Consider the following 20,323-nt stretch of genomic DNA (forward strand, 5'->3'; position numbering starts at 1 on the left):
TCTCGAATTTCATCCTTTACACTTTATACTTCACGGTTGATATGCAGGTAGTGTTCCGCGAGTTTAACCCTTTCGATCTGTGGATCTGGCTGGAGTTCAGCATGGTTCCCTCGGAGATGGAAAAGCAGTATGTCGAGGAGGTGTTTAACTCCTGGTTCTTCTTGGGGAAATTGGGAGGATTTAATGCAGAAAATCTCCAAGTCCAGGATACGGGTTTAGATATCAGCTACATGGATTACGATTCTGACGCAGCGGATAACACGATGGTCTCGCTCATGCATAATATGGGCGAGTTTGAGTACGAAGGGGGATGGGCACGGTGCTGGCTCGATCTGGGAACCAGTGATGCGATCGCGCTTGATGTCTTGATTAACTCCCTCAACCAGCTGAACAACGAATACGTAAGAATTGAACGTTTGTACATTGGCGGCGAAAATGAAGACTGGCCTGTTGAGGGTAGCGAAAGTCGGGCTGCCTTTAGTTACAACGAAAATTGACAAAAACGATGCACAAATCAGGTGAAATTCGGGTGCTTGCCTTGGGGCTGATTCGGAACGACGAGCGCATTTTTATTTCCGAAGGCTATGACCCCGTTAAGCAAAATACATTTTATCGCGCCTTAGGGGGCGGCGTTGACTTTGGAGAAACCAGCCTCGAAGCACTGCAACGAGAATTTCAAGAAGAAATCCAGGCTGAATTAACGAATATTCGATATCTTGGCTGTATCGAAAATTTGTTTACTTTCAATGGGAAGCCTGGTCACGAAATCATTCAACTGTATCAATGTGATTTTGTCGATTCCAAGCTTTATCAGATTGAACGAACAATTTTTGCTGAAGGCGATCGCCAAAAAGCGGCACTTTGGGTAGAAATTAATCGTTTTACATCTGGCGAGTTGCGATTAGTCCCAGGAGAATTTTTGCATTACTTGTAATCTTGTAGGGACATGGCATTGCCATGTCCCTAGACCTAAAAAAACTACATCCCTCGCGGATTAAGATTTATCGGAACATACTGCTGACAGAGCTATCTTCGTGAACCCGCCAAATAGTTTCGCCCAGCACATTGGCGACCGAAAGAACCGTCAGTTGTTTAAATCTATCTGTTTCGGGGACTGGGATGGTGTTGGTGACAATCACCTCTTCAAATATCCCGCTTGAGAGCCGCTCAATCGCGGGTGGAGAGAAAACTGCATGGGTAGCACAGGCATATACCTGCCTAGCCCCTTCTTTGCGTAACAACCGAGCGCCCTCTGAAATGGTGCCGCCGGTGTCAATCATGTCGTCTACTAAGACGGCTGTTTTGCCTTCGACATCGCCAATCAGATTCATTACTTCTGCTACGTTATGCGCTTGCCGACGCTTATCAATAATCGCCAACGGCGCATCGTTCAGCTTTTTCGCAAACGCTCTAGCTCTAGCCACACCACCTACATCCGGTGAAACAACAACCAAGTCAGATAGTTGCTTGTTTGCCAGGTAATTGATGAGGGCGGGTGAGCCGTAGACGTGATCGAAGGGAATATCAAAGTATCCCTGAATCTGGGCTGAGTGCAAATCCATCGCCAAAATCCGGCTGGCTCCAGCCTCTGTAATCAGGTTCGCAACCAGCTTGGCGGTAATGGATTCGCGTCCCGCTGTTTTGCGGTCGGCTCTCGCATAGCCATAATAAGGAATGACTGCGGTAATTTGTCGAGCCGAGGCGCGGCGACAGGCGTCAACCATGATCAGCAATTCCATCAAGTGATCGTTCACCGGATGGCAAGTGGGTTGAATTAAGTAGACGTCACACCCTCGAATCGATTCTTGAATTTGAATGTAAAGCTCTCCATCAGCAAACCGCTTGCGAACCATTGGTCCCAAGTCCATGCCTAGATAGCGAGCAACTTCCTGAGAGAGGGGTATATTAGCAGAGCCGGAAAACAGTCGCAGACGATTGTTATCTGCTATTTGTGGCAGCGTAGGCTGAAGCGATATAGTGGGAGAACGGAGCACAGCAGACCCTCAAGAGCTACTTCGATCGCAATCTTATCATTGTCGCCGAAAAGACTTATCAAATTTATTTGTTAAGAAGGGATGAATATCTGAATCACTGGTTACAGAATATCTAAAAAATTGCTCTACAGACAAGAATTAGAAAGTTTTGGTCTTAAGTTTGAGAACCTAACTCTTCAATGCAGGTTTCTTCAGGTATGACCATCTCAGTAGAATACCTTAGTTTTTGGAATCTTAAGTAAACTGTCAAGATAACGTCTCCGTATTTCTCCTGATAAAACATAAACTTTAGATCGCATAGGCAAGTCAAATGTACAGATTTCTAGACAAATGCTTTGATAATAAATAATTTTTTAACAAATAGAAAGCAAAGTAAAAATACATTAAGGGAACGCGATCGCCGATTAGCCGCATCGGAAAGTCCGACTGATGGCTGGGGGGAGCGACTCACTTTCCAACAAGCTCCAACAAGCCAAAATTAGAAGCTGATGGAACGGTGAGCGACAGCTTTTGCCAAAATAGATCCAAGAAGGTAAGGTAGCATAGCTTTGTCATAATTGCATCTTGAAAAGCCCTTCTTCCCTAGCCCTTATTTATGCAACCCCCGATTGTCATTGGAACGATTCTACAAAACCGCTACCGCTTGATCGGTATTCTCGGTCAGGGAGGGTTCGGACGAACGTATCTAGCAGAGGACCAGGGGCGCTTTAGCGAACGATGTGCCTTAAAGGAATTAATTCCTGCTCAAGAATCAGCTTATGCGCTGGAGAAAGCAAGGGAACTATTTCAGCGAGAGGCGACGACTCTTTACCAAATCCAGCACCCGCAGATTCCCCAGTTTCGGGCTACTTTTGAGCAAGATCAGCGGTTGTTCCTAGTGCAGGACTATGTGGAGGGGAAGACTTATCGGATGCTGCTTGATGAGCGTCGGAGTCAAGGCAACACTTTCTCGGAGGCAGAAGTGGTGCAATTTCTGCGGCAGTTGTTGCCCGTCTTAGCCCACATCCATGTTAAAGGGATTATTCATCGGGATATTGCGCCGGACAATATTATTTTACGGGAGAGCGATCGCTTACCTGTGCTGATCGATTTCGGCGTGGTTAAGGAGCTGGCAACTCGGTTTCAGCTACCAGATGTTACCAGACCAATCGCGACAACGGTCGGGAAACCCGGTTATGCCCCCAGCGAACAAATACAGGCAGGGCAAGCTTACCCTAGCAGCGACCTCTACGCTTTAGCGGCGACGGCTGCGGTAATGCTCACAGGCAAAGAGCCAGCAGAATTGCTGGATGCGACTCAGCTAACGTGGCAATGGCGCAGGTGGGCGAACGTCAGCGATGGGTTCGCTCAAGTATTGAATCGGATGTTAAGTTATCGACCGGGCGATCGCTACCAATCAGCTGGAGAAGTTGTACAAGCACTCCAATCTCTGACGAATACAACCGCCGCTCTTCAACCGCCACCCGCAACTTTTCAACCGCCACCATCGATCCAACCGCCACCCGCAACTTTTCAACCGCCACCCGCAACTTTTCAACCTCCACCCGCTAACCCGCAACCGCCAGCTCCCAGCCCTCAACCGCCCCGTCCGACTACTTCCCAAGTACAAACAGTAGCGGTAGGACGCCGACCCGATCCGGTGACGCCTAACCAAAATACTCCTGGCAACCCGGTCAATCCGAATGCCGCCCGTCCAACTCGACCCGATCCAGTGATTCCCGAACCGCGCCGCTCGACTTGGGAAGATCCTTGGGCTGTCTTCGCAGTTGTAATCAGTCTTGCTTTATTAGCTGGACTGGGTTCTTGGGCGTTAGTCAGCTTTGTGATTAATCGGCAGCCTCAACCAGATCCAACGCCGATAGTTTCTGACACCCCAACACCAACGCCCACACCAACGCCAACGCCCACACCAACGCCAACGCCCACACCCAGCTTAGAACCAGTAGCGTACAGTCAGCGCCTAAACTTAGTACCCGGTCAAACGCTGAATAAACAAGGAAATCTCAAAGGAAACGAAACTCTGAACTACATCATTCGTGGAGAACAAGATCAACAATTAAATTCCTTGCTGAATGACGAAGGCGTGTTAATGACGGTGTTGGGACCCGATCAAAACCCAATTAGTAACAATGCTAGGCGAGTCCGAAGTTGGACAGGAACGCTTCCCTTTACCGGCAATTACACCATTCAGCTAAGTCCGATCAAGGGGTTGCCTCAGAGCGACTATAACTTACAGATTAGCCTTGCGAACCCAGTCCCAACGCCAACGCCGACACCCACACCCACTCCGACACCTACTCCTACTCCCACTCCTCCCGCCGGTCAATTTGATACTCAATCGATTACCTTCCCTCCCGGCGAACCGGCTGTGCAGGTTTCGGCTCGAACCAGTCCGCAGCGGATTAAGCGTTACTTGGTAAATGTGCAACAAGGGCAGGTACTGAAGGCGGACATTCAACCAGGTGGGGCAACTTTAGATATTCGGTATCCCGATGGCGCTCTCGTGGAAGATGCCTCTGGCGTTTTGTCTTGGCAGGCTCAGGTGCCTCGCGCTGGAAATTATCAAATTGATGTAATTGCGCCAGAGGATACACCCTTTACGCTAGATATTAGTGTTCGGTAATGGGTAATCGATGGTGGGTAAACCTTAGAAGATGGATTTCCAACTTTACAAGCTTCCAACTTCTACTGACAACTGACGAGTGACAACTGACGAGTGACAACTACTTTGAACGCGCTACTAATTACTGGAACCGATACGGACGCTGGGAAAACAGTTTTGACTGCGGCTTTGGCAGCTTATTGGCAGATGTATTGTCCTGCCAAAAGCTTAGGGATGATGAAGCCAATTCAGTCGGGAACTGGGGATAGAGAACTTTACAATCAGTTATTTTCTCTCAATCAATCTTTAGAGGAAATTAATCCGTTGTACTTCCAGGCACCGTTAGCGCCTCCCATCGCCGCTGAACGGGAAGGAAGGAGTGTTGACTTAGGAAAAGCTTGGCAAGCGTTTGAAAATCTGCGGCGTCAGCGAGATTTTGTGCTGATAGAAGCATTGGGAGGATTGGGTTCGCCGGTTACGCACGAACTCACGGTAGCGGATTTGGCTAGGGATTGGGGGTTGCCAACGGTATTAGTGGTGCCGGTAAGATTAGGAGCGATCGCCCAAGCGGTTGCGAATGTTGCCCTCTCTCGTCAGTCGGGCGTCCACCTCAAAGGCATCGTCCTGAATTGCGTTCAACCTCGTACCGAACAAGAAATCGCCGATTGGTGCCCAAGCGATTTGATTGAGTCTTTCACCAATACCCCAGTTTTTGGGATTCTGCCCAATCTGAGCGACCTCAGCGATCTCGGTAAACTCGCTCAAGTTGCGTCAGATTTAGATATAGAGCGATTGATGCCACTTTAACCAAAATTCAAAGATAACCAAGGGTAGGGAGTCAAGTTCTGGCGATACACCGCCCTACCCGATTAATTCCTTCACGTCATCATAAATTTTTGGAGTCTGAATAAGATGTTTGCTACTTCTTTAAGCCCTCTTTCTGTTGATTCATCTCGGATTCGACCGGAAATTCAAGCATTGCAGCCGATGCTGGTGGAGTTGCGGCGGCGGCTGCATCAGCGCCCTGAATTAGGCTTTCGAGAGCATTTAACTGCCGAGTTAGTTTCCCAAAAACTGCAAGAATGGGGAATTGAACATGAAACTGGCATTGCAAATACTGGAATTGTTGCCACAATTACTGGTAATAAACCCGGTAAAGTGTTGGCAATTCGGGCCGATATGGATGCCCTGCCGATTCAAGAAGAGAATGATGTGCCTTATCGGTCGCAGCATGATGGAGTGATGCACGCTTGCGGTCATGATGGACATACAGCGATCGCGCTTTCCACGGCTTACTATCTCTCTGAGCATCGCGATGACTTTGCTGGCACTGTAAAAATTATCTTCCAACCTGCTGAGGAAGGGCCGGGAGGTGCCAAGCCGATGATTGAAGCCGGTGTCTTACAAAATCCCCAGGTGGATGGGATTATCGGGCTGCATTTATGGAATAATCTGCCTCTCGGCACTGTGGGAGTCCGTACAGGTGCTTTGATGGCAGCAACAGAAGGTTTTCGCTGCACGATTCAAGGCAAAGGCGGACACGGGGCGATTCCTCATCAAACAGTTGATTCAATTTTAGTCAGCGCTCATATTGTTACTGCCTTGCAGACAATTGTGGCTCGAAATGTCTCGCCCCTAGAGTCCGCCGTCGTTACCGTCGGGGAACTTCATGCAGGCAAAGCGCTTAACGTAATTGCTGATACGGCTTTCTTCACGGGTACTGTGAGATATTTCAATCCGGTTCTAGGAGAACTTATTCCGCAACGGATTGAGCAGATTATTGCGGGTATTTGTCAAAGCCACGGTGCCACTTATCAACTGGACTACAAGCGGCTTTATCCTCCGGTGATTAATGATGCCAAGATGGCGGAACTCGTGCGTTCTGTGGCGGAAGGGGTGGTAGAAACTCCGATTGGAATTGTGCCAGAATGCCAAACAATGGGCGGCGAAGATATGTCTTTCTTTTTGCAAGCCGTGCCCGGTTGCTATTTCTTCTTGGGTTCGGCGAATGTAGAAAAAGAGTTAGCGTATCCGCACCATCATCCGCGATTTAATTTTGATGAAACAGCACTGGAGATGGGTGTTGAGATATTTGTCAGGTGTGTTGAGAAATTTTGCAGAGTGGAGGATTGAAGGCTTGTCAGGGTGAAGGTTTAAAGGATCGTTTGAGTCTATAATTGCTAACCTGCTAACCTGAAACTCGCTGGCAATCTTTCTTCAATCGCATGAGGTGCTGATGACTTCTCAACTGCCAAATTTAAATGATTTGCAACAAGCACAGCGAGCGATCGCAGACTTCGAGCAATCTAGCGCTCCCAGCGTTTGGTCTAGTTTGGATAAACAGCAAGTTATTGCTGATATGCGATCGCGTCTAATCGATCCCTTTCAAGTAAATCAAGGGGGACAACCCTTCTGCGGGCCAGCATCGATTGTATTTGAGCTGGTTCGCAAACAGCCCCTCAAATACGTACAAATTTGCCGCAGTTTATTTGAAATCGGCGGTTTTCAAGCGAGAACTCGATATATTCAAGCATCGCCCAGACTGCGCCAAAGCCAAGGCAGACTGCGGATGGGGATGGCAGATTGGATGCTATTGGCAACCTTGCGCGAATCAGAAAACCTGATTTTTCCAGTCGAACCCAACGCCCCCAACATCATTCGGAATCTGGGCGGGATGACGAAATCTTGGGAAATGAAAGGCTGGGTGAAAGAAGTGCTGGGCTATCGTCAATTTAAATATGCCCATACCTATATTTATGGCGAATTTGATGCGATGCGCGAAGCCGCAGAAGTCATCGCCAGCGGTGGCGTAGCGTTTGCTTTGGTTACGGCAGAAGGGTTACTCAGCAACAAACCGCCACTGCTGCCTTACCCGACTCACTGGATTTCCCTATTAGGCAATATTGTGATTCAACCAGGTAAACCTTGGCACCACGATAGCGGACATATCAGCTTCGACATCTACACTTGGGCAAGAAAGATGCACGTAGACGCAGCTGAGGGTCCATTCGAGGATTATTTTTGGGGAATTGTCATGGGAAGAATGTAAAATTCTCAAGGAATATTTCATACCTTAGTAGGTAGACACAAAAAAACCGAAAATATAGATAGAAAGCCGGTTTGAAAAAAACAGCCTTCTAAAATATCTACAATCTACTGAGCTATGAAACGACCTGCTGTGCGAACCTCTGCCGTATTTCTTACCGTTGCATTCTTACTGTCAGCCTGCACCCAAACGAACCCTGTGGGCACAAACCCCACTACTGCCCCTTCAGCAGCCCCAGGTTCATCTAGTGCCATTCCAATTGGGATTGCCTTAGCGCAAACCAGTAACGTCGCTCTCCTCGGTCAGGAAGGCATTGCAGGTGCCAAAATTGCCGAGAAATACTTTAATGACAAAGGTGGTATTGACGGTACCCCGATTAAATTGATTGTTCAGGACACAGGTGGAGAGGAAGCCGGAGCTATCAATGCCTTCCAAACCCTGATTAGTCAGAATAAAGTTGTCGGAATTGTTGGACCAACTCTTTCGCAGCAAGCATTTAGTGCCGACCCCATTGCAGAGAGAACCAAAGTGCCAGTTATTGGAGCATCCAACACAGCTAAAGGAATTCCGGAGATTGGAGATTATGTTGCTCGTGTCTCAGCACCCGTTTCCATTGTCGCCCCTCTCTCGCTAAAAGCAGCCCTCAAGCTTAACCCAAATATCAAGAAAGTTGCGGTATTTTACGCTCAGAATGATGCATTTAGTAAGTCGGAGACAGAAATTTTTCAGCAAACAGTTAAAGACCAGAAACTTGATTTAGTAACCGTACAAAAGTTCCAGACGAGCGATACTGATTTTCAATCGCAAACCACCAATGCTATTAACTTAAAACCCGATTTAGTAATTATTTCTGGGCTGGCGGCAGACGGAGGAAACTTGGTTCGCCAACTGCGGGAACTGGGTTATAAAGGTACGATTGTTGGGGGCAATGGATTTAATACTTCCAATATATTTAATGTATGTAAAGTTCTCTGCGATGGAGTTCTCGTTGCACAAGCTTATAGCCCTGAATACTCTAGTGAGGTGAACACTGCTTTCCGCACCGCTTATCTCAATCAATATAAAAAAGAACCACCACAATTTAGTGCCCAAGCCTTTACAGCGGTTCAAGTGTATGCAGAGGCTCTGAAAGCTTTAAATCAGAAAACCAAAATCAGCACAATGCCTCTGCCACAACTGCGTACAGAACTGAACAAGCAGTTGCTAGCTGGTACGTACCAGACGCCACTAGGTGAGATTGGCTTTACGCCAGTAGGTGATGTCAAACAAAAAGAATTCTACGTCGCACAGCTCAAGGTAGATGCAGACGGAAATAATGGTAAATTCGCTTTAGTTAAGTAACTTTAGGGTGGGCAAAGCCCACCCTAATCAAAAATATATGGATATCACTCTTTTTTTACAACAATTCCTAAACGGTTTATCTATTGGCAGTATTTACGCAATTTTTGCTTTGGGATACACTCTAATTTTTTCTATTTTAGGGATTATTAATTTTGCTCATGGGGCACTCTTTACTTTAGGAGCGTACTTCACTTATGCCCTGATGGGAGGAACATTTGGATTTAACGGATTATTTGCAAATGCAAGTTTACCGATAAAGCTTCCATTTGCACTAGCATTAATTTTAGGGAGTACGTTGGCTGGTTTGGTTGGGGTTGGAATTGAGCGTGTTGCTTTTCGACCTTTGCGACGTAAAGGCTCTGATCCTCTGCTGACGGTAGTTTCTAGCCTTGGTGTAGCCTTAGTAATTGTAAATTTAATCCAGTATTTGGTGGGAGCAGAAAGTTATAGTTTTCCTGCAAATACTTACGGTAACTTGCCTGCTTCTATCAACTTTGGTACGGGAGAAAACCCAATTCCTATTCGTAGCGTTCAAATTGTAATTTTTAGTGTATGTGTAATAATTTTGGCGATCCTCACTTATTGCATAAATCGTACTAAATTCGGTAAGGCGATGAAAGCTGTAGCTGAAGATCCGATAACTGCTAGTTTGTTAGGGATCAATACCGACTTCTTTATTGTTCTGACGTTTTTCGTCAGCAGTTTCTTAGCTGGATTGGCAGGGACTTTAGTAGGGTCTAGTGTAAGTATCGCTGGACCCTACTTGGGTATTGCATTTGGACTAAAGGGTTTAGCTGTTATTGTACTAGGTGGTTTAGGGAGTATTCCTGGTGCCGTCTTGGGAGGTTTAGCGATCGGTCTTGTGGAGGCATTTGTCCCTTCAGATTATTCTGCTTATAAGGATGCGTTTGCTTTTGGAATACTATTCATAATGCTGATAGTTAGACCTCATGGTTTGCTGGGGCGTCGCCTGATTCAAAAAGTATAGTTATTGGAATGTGAAATGTAAAATTAAATATTGCTCGTTAATTTTTTATTTTTAATGTGTTGCAATGAATGACTTTTTGAACACTTATGGATCGCTGATCGTTTCTATGGTGTTGGGGGCACTGCTAGGATTGTCGTTGTACCTGCCCCTAATGACTGGACAGTTATCTCTAGCTAGTCCTGGTTTTTATGCGCTGGGCGGATATATTGCAGCGATTCTATCTACCCAGGTATTTCGCGTTAGTGGCGGTTTATTCCCGATTCCGCTGCTGTTATTGGAGATGCTGGTTGCTGGTATAGTCTCTGGCATATTGGGCGTTATGGTGGGGATTCCGGCGCTGCGGTTGCGGGGGATCTATTTAGCGATCGCTACCATTGCCTTTGTAGAAGTTTTGCGCGTCCTATCGCTAAATTTGGATATTACTGGCGGCGCTGTCGGTATTTTTGGCATCCCCCAACCTTTCCAAACCCCTATCGAGTATTTGTGGATAGCGTTTCCTTTACTAATTATTAGTATGGTATTGCTTTATCGACTTGAACGAATTCGGGCAGGAAGGGCATTTACAGCTATTCGAGAAGATGAATTAGCCGCGGGGGCGATGGGAATCAATCCAACTTACTACAAAGTTCTAGCTTTTACCCTGGGCGCGATTTTGGCAGGAATCGCTGGGGCAGTTAGCGCCCATTTTCTTAATACCTGGAACGCCCGCCAAGGCACCTTTGATGCCAGTATTGTTTATTTAACTTCTGTCTTAATTGGTGGAACTAGAACTTTTGTAGGACCTGTATTGGGTGGTATGGTATTTACAGCTTTGCCGGAAATATTAAGGGGAATTGCAGATACTAGCGGTTTACCTACCTGGTTAGCAGGATTCCTCCGAGATGGTCGCTTGATTATTTTTGGGTTCCTAATAGTTGTGGGAACGATATTTTTCCCACAAGGCTTGGTGACGCCAGAATTGTTTAAGAGAAAAATGAAGAATAAAGCATGAAGGATGAAATTTCACCTTTAAAACTTGACACTTTGCCCTGTCTGGAAGCAAAAGCACTAATGCGCCAGTTTGGTGGCTTAGTAGCGGTGAATAATGTATCTTTCACGGTTCATAAAAATGAGATTTTTGGTTTAATTGGCCCCAATGGTGCTGGTAAAACTACACTATTTAATCTGATGACTGGGTTAATCCGGCCTTCCAGCGGGCAATTAGTCTATCAAGGCGAGGAAATTTCCCAGCGCCCTCCCCATCAAATCGCTACTAAAGGTATCGCCAGAACTTTTCAAAATATTCGCTTATTTGGTAATCTTTCGGCTCTGGAAAATGTGATGATTGCGCGGCATATTCATAATAAGGGCGCTAATATTCTATCTACTCTGTTAACTGGGCTGTTGAGTTTACCATCAGCGTCTAGGCGAGAACAGTTAAATAAACAAAAAGCGATCGCGTTACTGGATATGGTGGGATTAAGCGATCGTGCTGAAGAAAAAGCTCGAAATTTTCCTTATGGGGATCAGCGTCGGTTAGAAATTGCCAGAGCGCTAGCGTTAGAACCGCAAATTCTATTGCTAGATGAGCCTGCTGCTGGGATGAATCCTAGCGAAAAACACCAATTAAGCGAATTTATCCGAGAAATCCGCCAACAGTTTAACTTGACGGTAATCTTAATTGAACATCACGTGCCGCTGGTAATGGGATTATGCGATCGCATTGCCGTGTTAAATTTTGGTAAGTTAATTGCTTTGGGCGAACCATCGGTCATCAGAAACGATCCGTCTGTCATTGAAGCTTATTTAGGAAATGAATGAGGGCTTTAAACGTTGATGAACGCTGATAAATCCAGAGAATCAGGGGGTGGGCAAGAAAAGTTTACCCTGCTAGAACTTAAAAATATTTTTGTTAATTATGGTGGAATTCAAGCTTTAAACGATATTAGCCTGACTGTCAATAACGGCGAGGTTGTCACTCTTATCGGTGCCAACGGTGCTGGAAAAAGTACTACCCTCCGCGCTATCTCTAAGATAATTAATCCTAGGATTGGTAGCATTATTTACAGCGGTCGCAATATTACTCATCGCCAACCTCATGAAGTAGTGCGGCTAGGCATTGCTCATTCTCCAGAAGGACGTAGAGTATTAGCACGACAAACTGTTTTTGATAACTTAGAATTAGGTGCTTATATCCACTCCAACCAGGAAGTCGTAAGGGCTGATATTGATCGTCAATTTGAGATGTTTCCACGTCTTAAAGAACGTCGCAATCAACTTGCTGGGACACTCAGCGGTGGCGAACAGCAAATGTTAGCGATCGCTCGTGCTTTGATGAGCCGTCCAAAACTGTTACTACTAGATGAGCCAAGCTTGGGTCTTGCTCCTGCAATTGTCAGAGAAATTTTTTCCATTATTCAAAATCTCCGCGATACAGGAGTAACCATCCTTTTAGTTGAGCAAAACGCTAATCTGGCTCTTGAAGTTTCTGATAGAGGATATGTACTTGAAGCTGGTTGCATCACCTTGACCGGAAAATCTTCTGACTTGCTTAAGGATGAGCGGGTTATGAAGGCTTATTTGGGATGATTTAAGATATTTTTTACTTTTATTTGAAGATTTATTTTTGTTTATATTTGAGCGAAAATAAGAGCAATAAATTAAATAATAAAGCTGTCCAAAATTTGGATAAATATAAAAACTAATGGGAGCTATCTTACCGATTTTGGATCTATAGTTGATAACCCTTTCTTGCCTGATGGTTAGTATAGGCGATCGCCTATACTTAAAATAAATAGGTGGGCACTGCCCACCTTACTCCTTTACATTTTGCTTTTTAACTTTTGCTTTCTTTATGGAACTGCCATCCCGCGCTGTACGGCTGGACGCTGCTGAATTGTTTCAAACCAGCGCTTAAGATTTGGATGATTATCTAGTGTTAAACCTTGAAATTCATAGCTAGCAACCCAAGGAAATGTGGCAATATCGGCAATCGAGTATTCATTGCAGATAAATTCCCGATCTGCCAACTGTTTGTCTAAGACACCGTAAAGCCGTAGGGTCTCTTTCTCATATCGCTCAATTGCGTAAGGAATCTTTTCTGGGGCAAACTTCTTAAAATGGTTTAACTGACCAAACATTGGCCCGACGCTTCCCATTTGGAGCATCAGCCACTCCAGTACTTGAAAGCGAGCTTTTTGTTCTTTAGGTAAGAATTTTCCAGTTTTCTCTCCTAAATAGATCAGGATAGCACCCGACTCAAAAACCGTCATGCCAGTATCTTGGTCAACAATCGCGGGAATCTTGCTATTCGGATTAATGGCTACAAATTCTGGCGTAAATTGCTCTCCCTTCGTGATGTCAATCTTATGGACGTTGTAAGGAAGCTCGACTTCCTCCAATATGACAGAAGCCTTGCGCCCGTTCGGTGTCGTGAAGGTATAAAGGTCAATCATGAGGTTAGATGTTCAGTTTTGCCGTTCCACAAGGTAGTGTAACTTGAAAATTGAGGGCGCGATACGTGCTACGCACTTTGTCAGCTCTGAATTAATTACCACGATCTATAGGGATAGCATCTCGTTACTCTGGAAAATTTAAACACTAGCTTTTCGATGCAGGTAATATCTCCGATTGTTAAAGATTTAGTGCTGATTGGTGGCGGACACAGTCATGCCATTGTGTTGAAAATGCTTGGCATGAAACCACTACCAGGAGTACGCCTGACGCTGATTACAGACACTTCTCATACGCCCTATTCTGGTATGTTGCCCGGTCATGTGGCAGGTTTTTATGACTACGATGAAAGTCACATCGATCTGCGTCGTCTTGCCCAATTCGCCCAAGCACAATTTTATCTTGACCGAGCGATTGGTCTAGATTTGGAAAATAATAAAGTCATCTGTGCTAACCATCCAGATGTTGCATTTGATCTGTTATCAATTGATATCGGCAGTACCCCAGCCACAATATCTATACCAGGTGCAGCGGAGTACGCTATTCCAGCTAAACCCGTAGCAAAATTATTAAGTGAATGGGATCATCTGCTGAAAAGTGTTGCAGAAACGCCTGAGAAACCGATACAACTTAGCATTGTGGGTGGAGGTGCTGGTGGAGTGGAACTAGCACTGGCAATGCAATCTCGCCTGCATCAATTTTTTGAGCATTCCCAGCAGTTTCCAGAAAATCTAGAAATCCATCTATTCCATAGCGGTGTTGAGCTTTTACCGAACTATAACCCCTGGGTGGGTCGGCGTCTCCAGAAAATTTTGATCCAGCGTGGGGTTGAGTTGCATTTAGGGGAAAAGGTGTGTGAAGTTCAACCGCACAAGGTTATTTGTGAGTCTGGTTTAGTGGTTGAATGCGCTAGCGAGGGGACTCGTGCTGAGTGTCGCGTTTTTTGGGTAACACAAGCATCGGCACCTCGTTGGCTGCAAGCCTCTGGATTGGCTACCGATACTAAAGGCTTTATCCAGGTAGATGATACTTTGCGATCGCTCTCTCATTCCCAAGTATTTGCCGCAGGTGATATTGCCACGATGATTCATCATCCCCGTCCCAAAGCGGGAGTTTTTGCGGTACGTCAGGGGAAGCCACTGTTTAACAACCTGCGACGGACGCTACTAGGGAAACCACTCAAGCCGTACAAGCCGCAGAAACAATATCTTAGTTTAATTGGTACAGGGGATAAAAATGCGATCGCTTCTTGGGGAGCTTTTAGTTGGGAATCGCGCTTGTTTTGGCACTGTAAAGACCGCATTGACCGCGAATTTATGGCACGCTTTCACAACTTGCCGGAAATGTCAGCCGTCACCCCATCCTCAATCCCCAACAGCCAATCCCCAATCCCTAATCCCCCAATGCGTTGCGCTGGTTGCGGTTCTAAAGTCGGTAGTACAACATTAGAACGAGTCCTACACCGCATTAAATTAGAACACCCTGAAGTTGGTAATCGTGAAGATATTTTAATTGGACTTGATGCACCAGATGATGCTGCCGTAGTCAAGGTGCCAGTAGATCAAGTGATGGTTCATACCCTAGACTATTTCCGAAGTCTAATTAATGACCCGTTTATCTTTGCTCAAATTAGCGCTAATCATTGCTTAAGCGATATTTTTGCAATGGGTGCTACTCCTCAGAGTGCGCTGGCAATTGCCACTATTCCCTACGCCTGGGAAGAAAAGCAGGAGGAAACCCTTTATCAACTGTTATCGGGTGCTGCTAAAGTGCTGCAACAGTCGCAAACACCTCTGGTAGGCGGACACACCACAGAAGGAGCAGAACTAACTTTTGGTTTATCCTGTAACGGCTTAGCCTATCCCAATCAGCTGCTACGAAAAGGAGGTATGAAGCCGGGGCAAGTGCTAATTTTGACCAAAGCGCTAGGAACGGGAACTCTATTTGCTGCGCAGATGCGCTTGCAAGCAAAAGGTCGGTGGATTGATGATGCAGTCCACTCGATGCTGCTGTCAAATCAAGCAGCCGCTAAGTGTTTATTAAAACATGGAGTTACTGCCTGTACGGATATTACAGGATTTGGATTGCTGGGGCATTTACTGGAAATGATCCAAGCATCTCAGGTGGCGGTGGAGTTCAATTTAGAAGCTATCCCAGTTCTAGAAGGTGCCTTGGAAACGCTGCAAATGGGAATTGTGAGTTCTTTACACCCGCAGAATTTACGAGCATCCCGCCAGATTAGCAATTTATCAACAGTTAGCGATCGCGCTACTTACCCTCTTCTATTCGATCCCCAAACTTCTGGCGGACTCTTAGCTGCGATTCCAGATGAACGCGCTGATGCTTGTGTCGCCTCACTCAAAACTTTGGGATATACCTACAGCCAAATAATTGGTCGCGTGACGCCACCAAATCAAGGCGTTCAGCCCATCTCACTAATTGTCTGAATTCAACGGAGAGGAGAGGATTTGAACCTCCGGTGACGTTGCCGCCACAACTGATTTCGAGTCAGTCGCATTCAACCACTCTGCCACCTCTCCAAGCGCTATCTTTATTAACCAAAGGTTAATAACTCAGCATCATCAGTATATACTAAATTCCGTCAATCTCTTCTGCCTAACGAATAATTTCCAGTAAAGCATCATGCCGCGACTTGAGGTAATCGTCACTGCATATCCATTTATTATCAAGGCAGGTTGAGTAGTTTCCATTCTGGAGAGGGTTCTGAAAAACATTATTAGCATCGGGTAGAGGCTTTCGGTAAATAAGCTATCGAAAAAAATGTCGGAAAAAATATAAATTCTCGCTGAAATACTTCTTCTCCCTCTAAAACCGTAGAAATACGGGGGTCATTTGTTTGATTGCAGGTGAATATTTTAAAATTAAAATTGTTTCGCTTCAAGCCTCAATCTTTTTTGAATGAGTAATGCCCAACAGTGCTTTGTAAAAGCTTGTTTCTCAAATCTCCTAAATGGTTATAAAAAAGGCTCAATAGACCTCTTACATGAATAGGAAGAGGAGGCAAGCTCAAAGTTGATAATGGCAGCAATCAAGTTGAAACGTAAGCCAAAGCGCCTGCGCCGATTTCGGTAACGCTCTGCCAGGAGCAGCAAATCTTATTGTCTCAATCGGGGTAGTCTGAGTGCTAGGTCAGTTATCTATTTAAGCTTTACCTCTACAGCCGGAAAATATTACTCCCCATTCCTAATAGCTCATACCAACATCGTTTTCCGTTGCTTCCAGCGTTGTCTCAAACCCACCACTAGGAGTCCACTGGACTGCCCCATCACGCTCGGTTGTATATACTTGGGTTTTGATTTTCCGCAGCTCTTGCGTCGTTTCTGGATCGATAGTTGCGGAGGCGGCGATCGCTACTTTGGGTTGCATCTTTTGCAATATATCAGCTTGTAAATTTTCTCCAGACCACCAAAGCACCTGGGCTGGAGGTAATTGTTTCAGAAGCGCTAACTTTCTTTCCTTTTCCTCTGGCTTAAAATTTCCCACCACTAACCAAATCTGGTTGCTAATTTGTAGTTGTACTACTGGTGGTTGGGTATTAATTAACTTGATGACTGAAGCTCCAATCGCTACACTCTGACCAACTGGCAAAGCCTGAGTTGGAATCTTCACGCCTAGAGTCGAAAGTTTACCAATAGAAGCAGTGTTAGCATAAAAGCTTGACACTGAGAGCCGTTCCAAAATCTTAGGCCAGCCACTTCTAGAACTAAGTTGAGAATCTGTCACCACAGCCCAGTCAATTTGATTGACGCCCTGCTGTTGTAAAAAAGGCAGCACAGTAAAATTAGCTGTACTATCATCCCCACTATTAACCAGCGTGACTTCTCCTTTGTCTTGAATCACCAAAACTGGCTCTCCCGGCGTAGAAAGCACCGTGACTCGAAATAAAGTTGCTTTTGTCTGCCAAACTGGGACAACCACTAAACTGGCAGCAATTAGACCCGCAAACCACCAACGCCGACGCCACCATTTGCTGAGCGAAGCCAGAGCAATTAGTCCGTATAGAGCTAACAGTTGCAAAATAGAAATGGTACCGACAGCAACAGAATTTCCTGGTAACTGAGAAAAAAATTCCACTAGCAGAATTAGCCATTGGGATGGGTAATAGAGCAACCAAGCCAAGGTACTGCCAGCTAGGGGCCAGATTAATGATGCTAAGGCGCTGATAATTCCACCAATACTAATGATGGAGATTAAAGGAGTGCTGATTATGTTTGCCAGGATGCTGTAAGGAGATACTAGACCGAAGACATAAAGTTGTAGGGGTAAAACCCACGGAAAAACGGCTATCGGAAGCGCAATCAAAGATGCGATCGCGGGTGGTAACCAATCCAGCCATTTTGTAACCGTAGGTACTGCAACTAATAATCCTAGGGTGGCTAAAAAACTCAGTTGAAAACCTAAATCCCAAATCCATAGGGGATTAAACAGCAACAAAAGAGTGGCGGCAAGTAGGAGCGAACCCAGCGGCTTTACCTTCCGTTCCATCGCCAAAGCAATTAAAGCTCCGACACCCATCACTCCAGCTCGAACCACAGAAGGCTGCAACCCTGTTAACCCTACAAAAACAAGTAGGGCAGTGAACCCAATGATAAATTGCGATCGCACCGAAAAACGCTGGGTCAGAGCCACCACCACACCCAGAATCAAAGAAATTTGAAACCCAGACGCTGCAAGGGCATGAGCCAAACCACTCTGGATAAATTTATTGCGAACATCGTAGGGTAAATCTACCGCCTGATTCCCCAACACCATCGAACTGACCAGCTGCCCCTCTGGACTGCCTAACCAACGTACTTGAGATTGAATGATCCGCCGCCGGATAGTCCAAAATCCCCAGGGACGTTTTTCTGGTTCATTAACAAAGCTAACTTGACGTCCGCTCAGACCGGCAAACCCACCTTCTCTTTTTAGGTAAGCTTGAAAGTCAAAGGCTCCTGGATTAGCAGCAGGCTTAGGTTTATACAAGACGCCAGTTACTGCTATTTCTTGACTTGGATATAAACCCGTCGCTTGCAGTAATGGCAAAGTCACGTATAACTTACCAGTCACCCCTTGACTGACATCAGCGGGTCTGTTGTTGCCGTTCTTGACCTCATTTAATTTTGTAGCTTCCAGCCAAAACTGCGATCGCTGGCTTTGCGTCAGACGGGGTGGAGTTGCAATCTTGCCTTGAACAGTTACAACCTGCTCTTGGCCTCTAATATTTTGGGCAGACACAAACTTGCTAATGTTATTCGCCGCTGGTTGCGGCATTCGCATTTGAAAATAAAGTGCCGCTAGCAACCCAACAATTCCAGCCACCAGCCACACCCTCGCTTTCGGGCCTGTTCGCCAAAATCGGGGCAAGACAACAGCTGCCCCAATCCCTAAGGCTAGTATTCCGTACTTCCCCCAGGGCAATCCCGTAGAAAGCAAGCCCAGAATATAAGCCAAACTTAAAATGACGCCATTGGCTAAGTTCATTAGATAGTCAAACTTATCTCAAGCTCAGTACAGCGTGCAGAAACAGCATACACATTGCTGTGCTTCCTAAGTAAGAATTGTGAACTGTCTGCAACACTACTTGATTGCCCCCAAAATTAGTCATACAGATAATGTTCGCTAACAGCTAGCAATACCAGTACAATTCAATCCATTTCAAATGCAGACTCTTTGTATTTATTGCTGATGCATTAAGACAAAAAGCCCAAAAAGCTGCTAGTACAGCCTGCTGCCTTCACAAGCGTCTTACCACCTCCTTTGTCAACTTCGTTTTTACTAAAAGGTTGCATTCGTCTTCAGAAGCATCTAACCCAGTCCACTGAAATACCTATCCTCCAAATTTGTTGCTAGTTTTGAGCTACTGGTTCTTTAGCTTCTTGTAGTTTACACAGCGGAAATCCCAGTGCCTCTCGTTGCTGCAAGTACAGTTCAGCAACTCGCCGTGCCAATTTGCGAATTCTGCCAATGTAGCGCGTCCGCTCGGTTACAGAAATGACCCCTCTAGCATCCAGCAAATTAAATGTGTGAGAACACTTCAAAACATAATCCAGGCTGGGTAAGACAAGTCCGCGTAGAGCTATTTGCTCTGCCTCCTGCTCGTATAGACCAAATAAGGTAAACAACAACTCTGGGTTGGATGCCTCAAAGTTGTATACACACTGCTCAATTTCTCCTTGGAGGTGAACGTCTCCATAGGTAAGATCGTCAGTCCAGTGAATTTTAGTCAATGCATCGACCTGTTGGAGGTACATGGTTAATCGCTCTAAACCATAAGTGATCTCAATTGAGACAGGTCTACAATCAATACCTCCGCACTGTTGAAAGTAAGTAAACTGAGTGATCTCCATCCCATCTAGCCAAACTTCCCAGCCGACACCCCAAGCTCCTACTGTGGCATCCTCCCAGTTGTCTTCTACAAACCGGATATCGTGATCCTCAGGACGAATACCCAAAGCTCTCAGCGAGTCCAGATATATCTCTTGGATATTATCTGGAGAAGGCTTAATCAAAACTTGATACTGATAATAGTGTTGATAGCGATTCGGATTCTCGCCATAGCGTCCATCTGTGGGACGACGGCAAGGTTCGACATAAGCCACAGCCCAAGGTTCAGGTCCAAGACATCTTAAAAAGGTATGAGGATTCTTGGTGCCTGCCCCTTTCTCAATATCGTAGGGCTGAGCGATCAGACAACCGCGATCGCTCCAGAACTTATGCAATGTAGCAATCACCAACTGAAAATTCACAGATTCCTTTCCTTAGGCGCTCAACGCATAACCCATTGTGGCCCAAAAGCTGCTCGGCTGGGGATTTTGAGAGTTTTCCAAAAAAGTTTTTCAAAACAGTTGACAGAAGCGGTTCGTGGTTGCTACATTAATAAAGCGGTCGGGAGAGCAAGCGAAAGTGAAGCGACACCG

General features: G+C 45.7%; 16 protein-coding genes and 1 tRNA gene. 12 read left to right on the top strand and 5 right to left on the bottom strand.

Features of this window, described 5'->3' with window-relative positions; all coding sequences use genetic code 11:
- The first annotated feature begins 41 nt into the window (after nt 1–41).
- The gene (locus NDA03_RS25915; RefSeq protein WP_190415985.1) at nt 42–497 is read left to right on the top strand and encodes a DUF3531 family protein; all 456 of its coding nucleotides are present in this window, start codon (nt 42–44) and stop codon (nt 495–497) included.
- A gap of 8 nt (nt 498–505) precedes the next feature.
- On the top strand, nt 506–934 hold the full coding sequence (locus tag NDA03_RS25920) for an NUDIX hydrolase (protein WP_190436751.1): 429 nt from the start codon (nt 506–508) through the stop codon (nt 932–934).
- 67 nt (nt 935–1,001) lie between these two features.
- Here NDA03_RS25920 and NDA03_RS25925 read toward each other — a convergent pair whose 3' ends face one another.
- On the bottom strand, nt 1,002–1,994 hold the full coding sequence (locus NDA03_RS25925) for a ribose-phosphate pyrophosphokinase (RefSeq protein ID WP_348239560.1): 993 nt from the start codon (nt 1,992–1,994) through the stop codon (nt 1,002–1,004).
- A 595-nt stretch (nt 1,995–2,589) separates the two neighbouring features.
- Here NDA03_RS25925 and NDA03_RS25930 point away from each other — a divergent pair.
- The 9 genes from NDA03_RS25930 (at nt 2,590) to NDA03_RS25970 (ending at nt 12,539) form a co-directional block, all read left to right on the top strand.
- Complete coding sequence (locus tag NDA03_RS25930; protein WP_190675254.1) at nt 2,590–4,617, top strand: serine/threonine-protein kinase; 2,028 nt, start codon at nt 2,590–2,592, stop codon at nt 4,615–4,617.
- 105 nt (nt 4,618–4,722) lie between these two features.
- Nucleotides 4,723–5,403, top strand: a complete 681-nt coding sequence (gene bioD / locus NDA03_RS25935) for a dethiobiotin synthase (RefSeq protein WP_190416002.1) — start codon at nt 4,723–4,725, stop codon at nt 5,401–5,403.
- A gap of 105 nt (nt 5,404–5,508) precedes the next feature.
- On the top strand, nt 5,509–6,729 hold the full coding sequence (locus tag NDA03_RS25940) for a M20 family metallopeptidase (RefSeq protein WP_348239561.1): 1,221 nt from the start codon (nt 5,509–5,511) through the stop codon (nt 6,727–6,729).
- Nucleotides 6,730–6,832: 103 nt separating this feature from the next.
- Nucleotides 6,833–7,645, top strand: a complete 813-nt coding sequence (locus tag NDA03_RS25945) for a hypothetical protein (protein ID WP_348239562.1) — start codon at nt 6,833–6,835, stop codon at nt 7,643–7,645.
- Between the two features lie 114 nt (nt 7,646–7,759).
- The gene (locus tag NDA03_RS25950) at nt 7,760–8,983 is read left to right on the top strand and encodes an ABC transporter substrate-binding protein (RefSeq protein ID WP_348239563.1); all 1,224 of its coding nucleotides are present in this window, start codon (nt 7,760–7,762) and stop codon (nt 8,981–8,983) included.
- Between the two features lie 37 nt (nt 8,984–9,020).
- Complete coding sequence (locus NDA03_RS25955; RefSeq protein ID WP_348239571.1) at nt 9,021–9,971, top strand: branched-chain amino acid ABC transporter permease; 951 nt, start codon at nt 9,021–9,023, stop codon at nt 9,969–9,971.
- A gap of 64 nt (nt 9,972–10,035) precedes the next feature.
- Nucleotides 10,036–10,962 carry a branched-chain amino acid ABC transporter permease gene (locus tag NDA03_RS25960; protein ID WP_348239564.1) on the top strand — a complete coding sequence of 309 codons (927 nt, stop codon included), beginning with the start codon at nt 10,036–10,038 and terminating at the stop codon, nt 10,960–10,962.
- On the top strand, nt 10,959–11,771 hold the full coding sequence (locus NDA03_RS25965) for an ABC transporter ATP-binding protein (protein WP_348239565.1): 813 nt from the start codon (nt 10,959–10,961) through the stop codon (nt 11,769–11,771). The genes NDA03_RS25960 and NDA03_RS25965 overlap by 4 nt, the downstream gene beginning before the upstream one ends.
- 15 nt (nt 11,772–11,786) lie before the next feature.
- A complete protein-coding gene (locus NDA03_RS25970; RefSeq protein ID WP_348233947.1) occupies nt 11,787–12,539 on the top strand; it encodes an ABC transporter ATP-binding protein in 753 nt (250 codons plus the stop codon).
- Between the two features lie 263 nt (nt 12,540–12,802).
- Here NDA03_RS25970 and NDA03_RS25975 read toward each other — a convergent pair whose 3' ends face one another.
- Nucleotides 12,803–13,405, bottom strand: a complete 603-nt coding sequence (locus NDA03_RS25975) for a glutathione binding-like protein (protein WP_348239566.1) — start codon at nt 13,403–13,405, stop codon at nt 12,803–12,805.
- 156 nt (nt 13,406–13,561) lie between these two features.
- On the opposite strand from NDA03_RS25975, the gene selD reads away from it, so the two are divergent.
- A complete protein-coding gene (gene selD / locus NDA03_RS25980) occupies nt 13,562–15,850 on the top strand; it encodes a selenide, water dikinase SelD (protein ID WP_348239567.1) in 2,289 nt (762 codons plus the stop codon).
- Between the two features lie 6 nt (nt 15,851–15,856).
- Here the strand turns inward: selD and NDA03_RS25985 are convergent.
- The 3 genes from NDA03_RS25985 to glyQ form a co-directional block, all read right to left on the bottom strand.
- Nucleotides 15,857–15,943 (bottom strand) — tRNA-Ser (locus NDA03_RS25985).
- Between the two features lie 664 nt (nt 15,944–16,607).
- Nucleotides 16,608–18,887, bottom strand: a complete 2,280-nt coding sequence (locus NDA03_RS25990) for a ComEC/Rec2 family competence protein (RefSeq protein WP_348239569.1) — start codon at nt 18,885–18,887, stop codon at nt 16,608–16,610.
- Between the two features lie 365 nt (nt 18,888–19,252).
- Nucleotides 19,253–20,152, bottom strand: a complete 900-nt coding sequence (glyQ, locus tag NDA03_RS25995) for a glycine--tRNA ligase subunit alpha (RefSeq protein ID WP_190436777.1) — start codon at nt 20,150–20,152, stop codon at nt 19,253–19,255.
- Between the last annotated feature and the right edge of the window lie 171 nt (nt 20,153–20,323).

Source organism: Trichocoleus sp. Lan, from assembly GCF_039961855.1.
Lineage (GTDB): Bacteria > Cyanobacteriota > Cyanobacteriia > Cyanobacteriales > FACHB-T130 > FACHB-T130.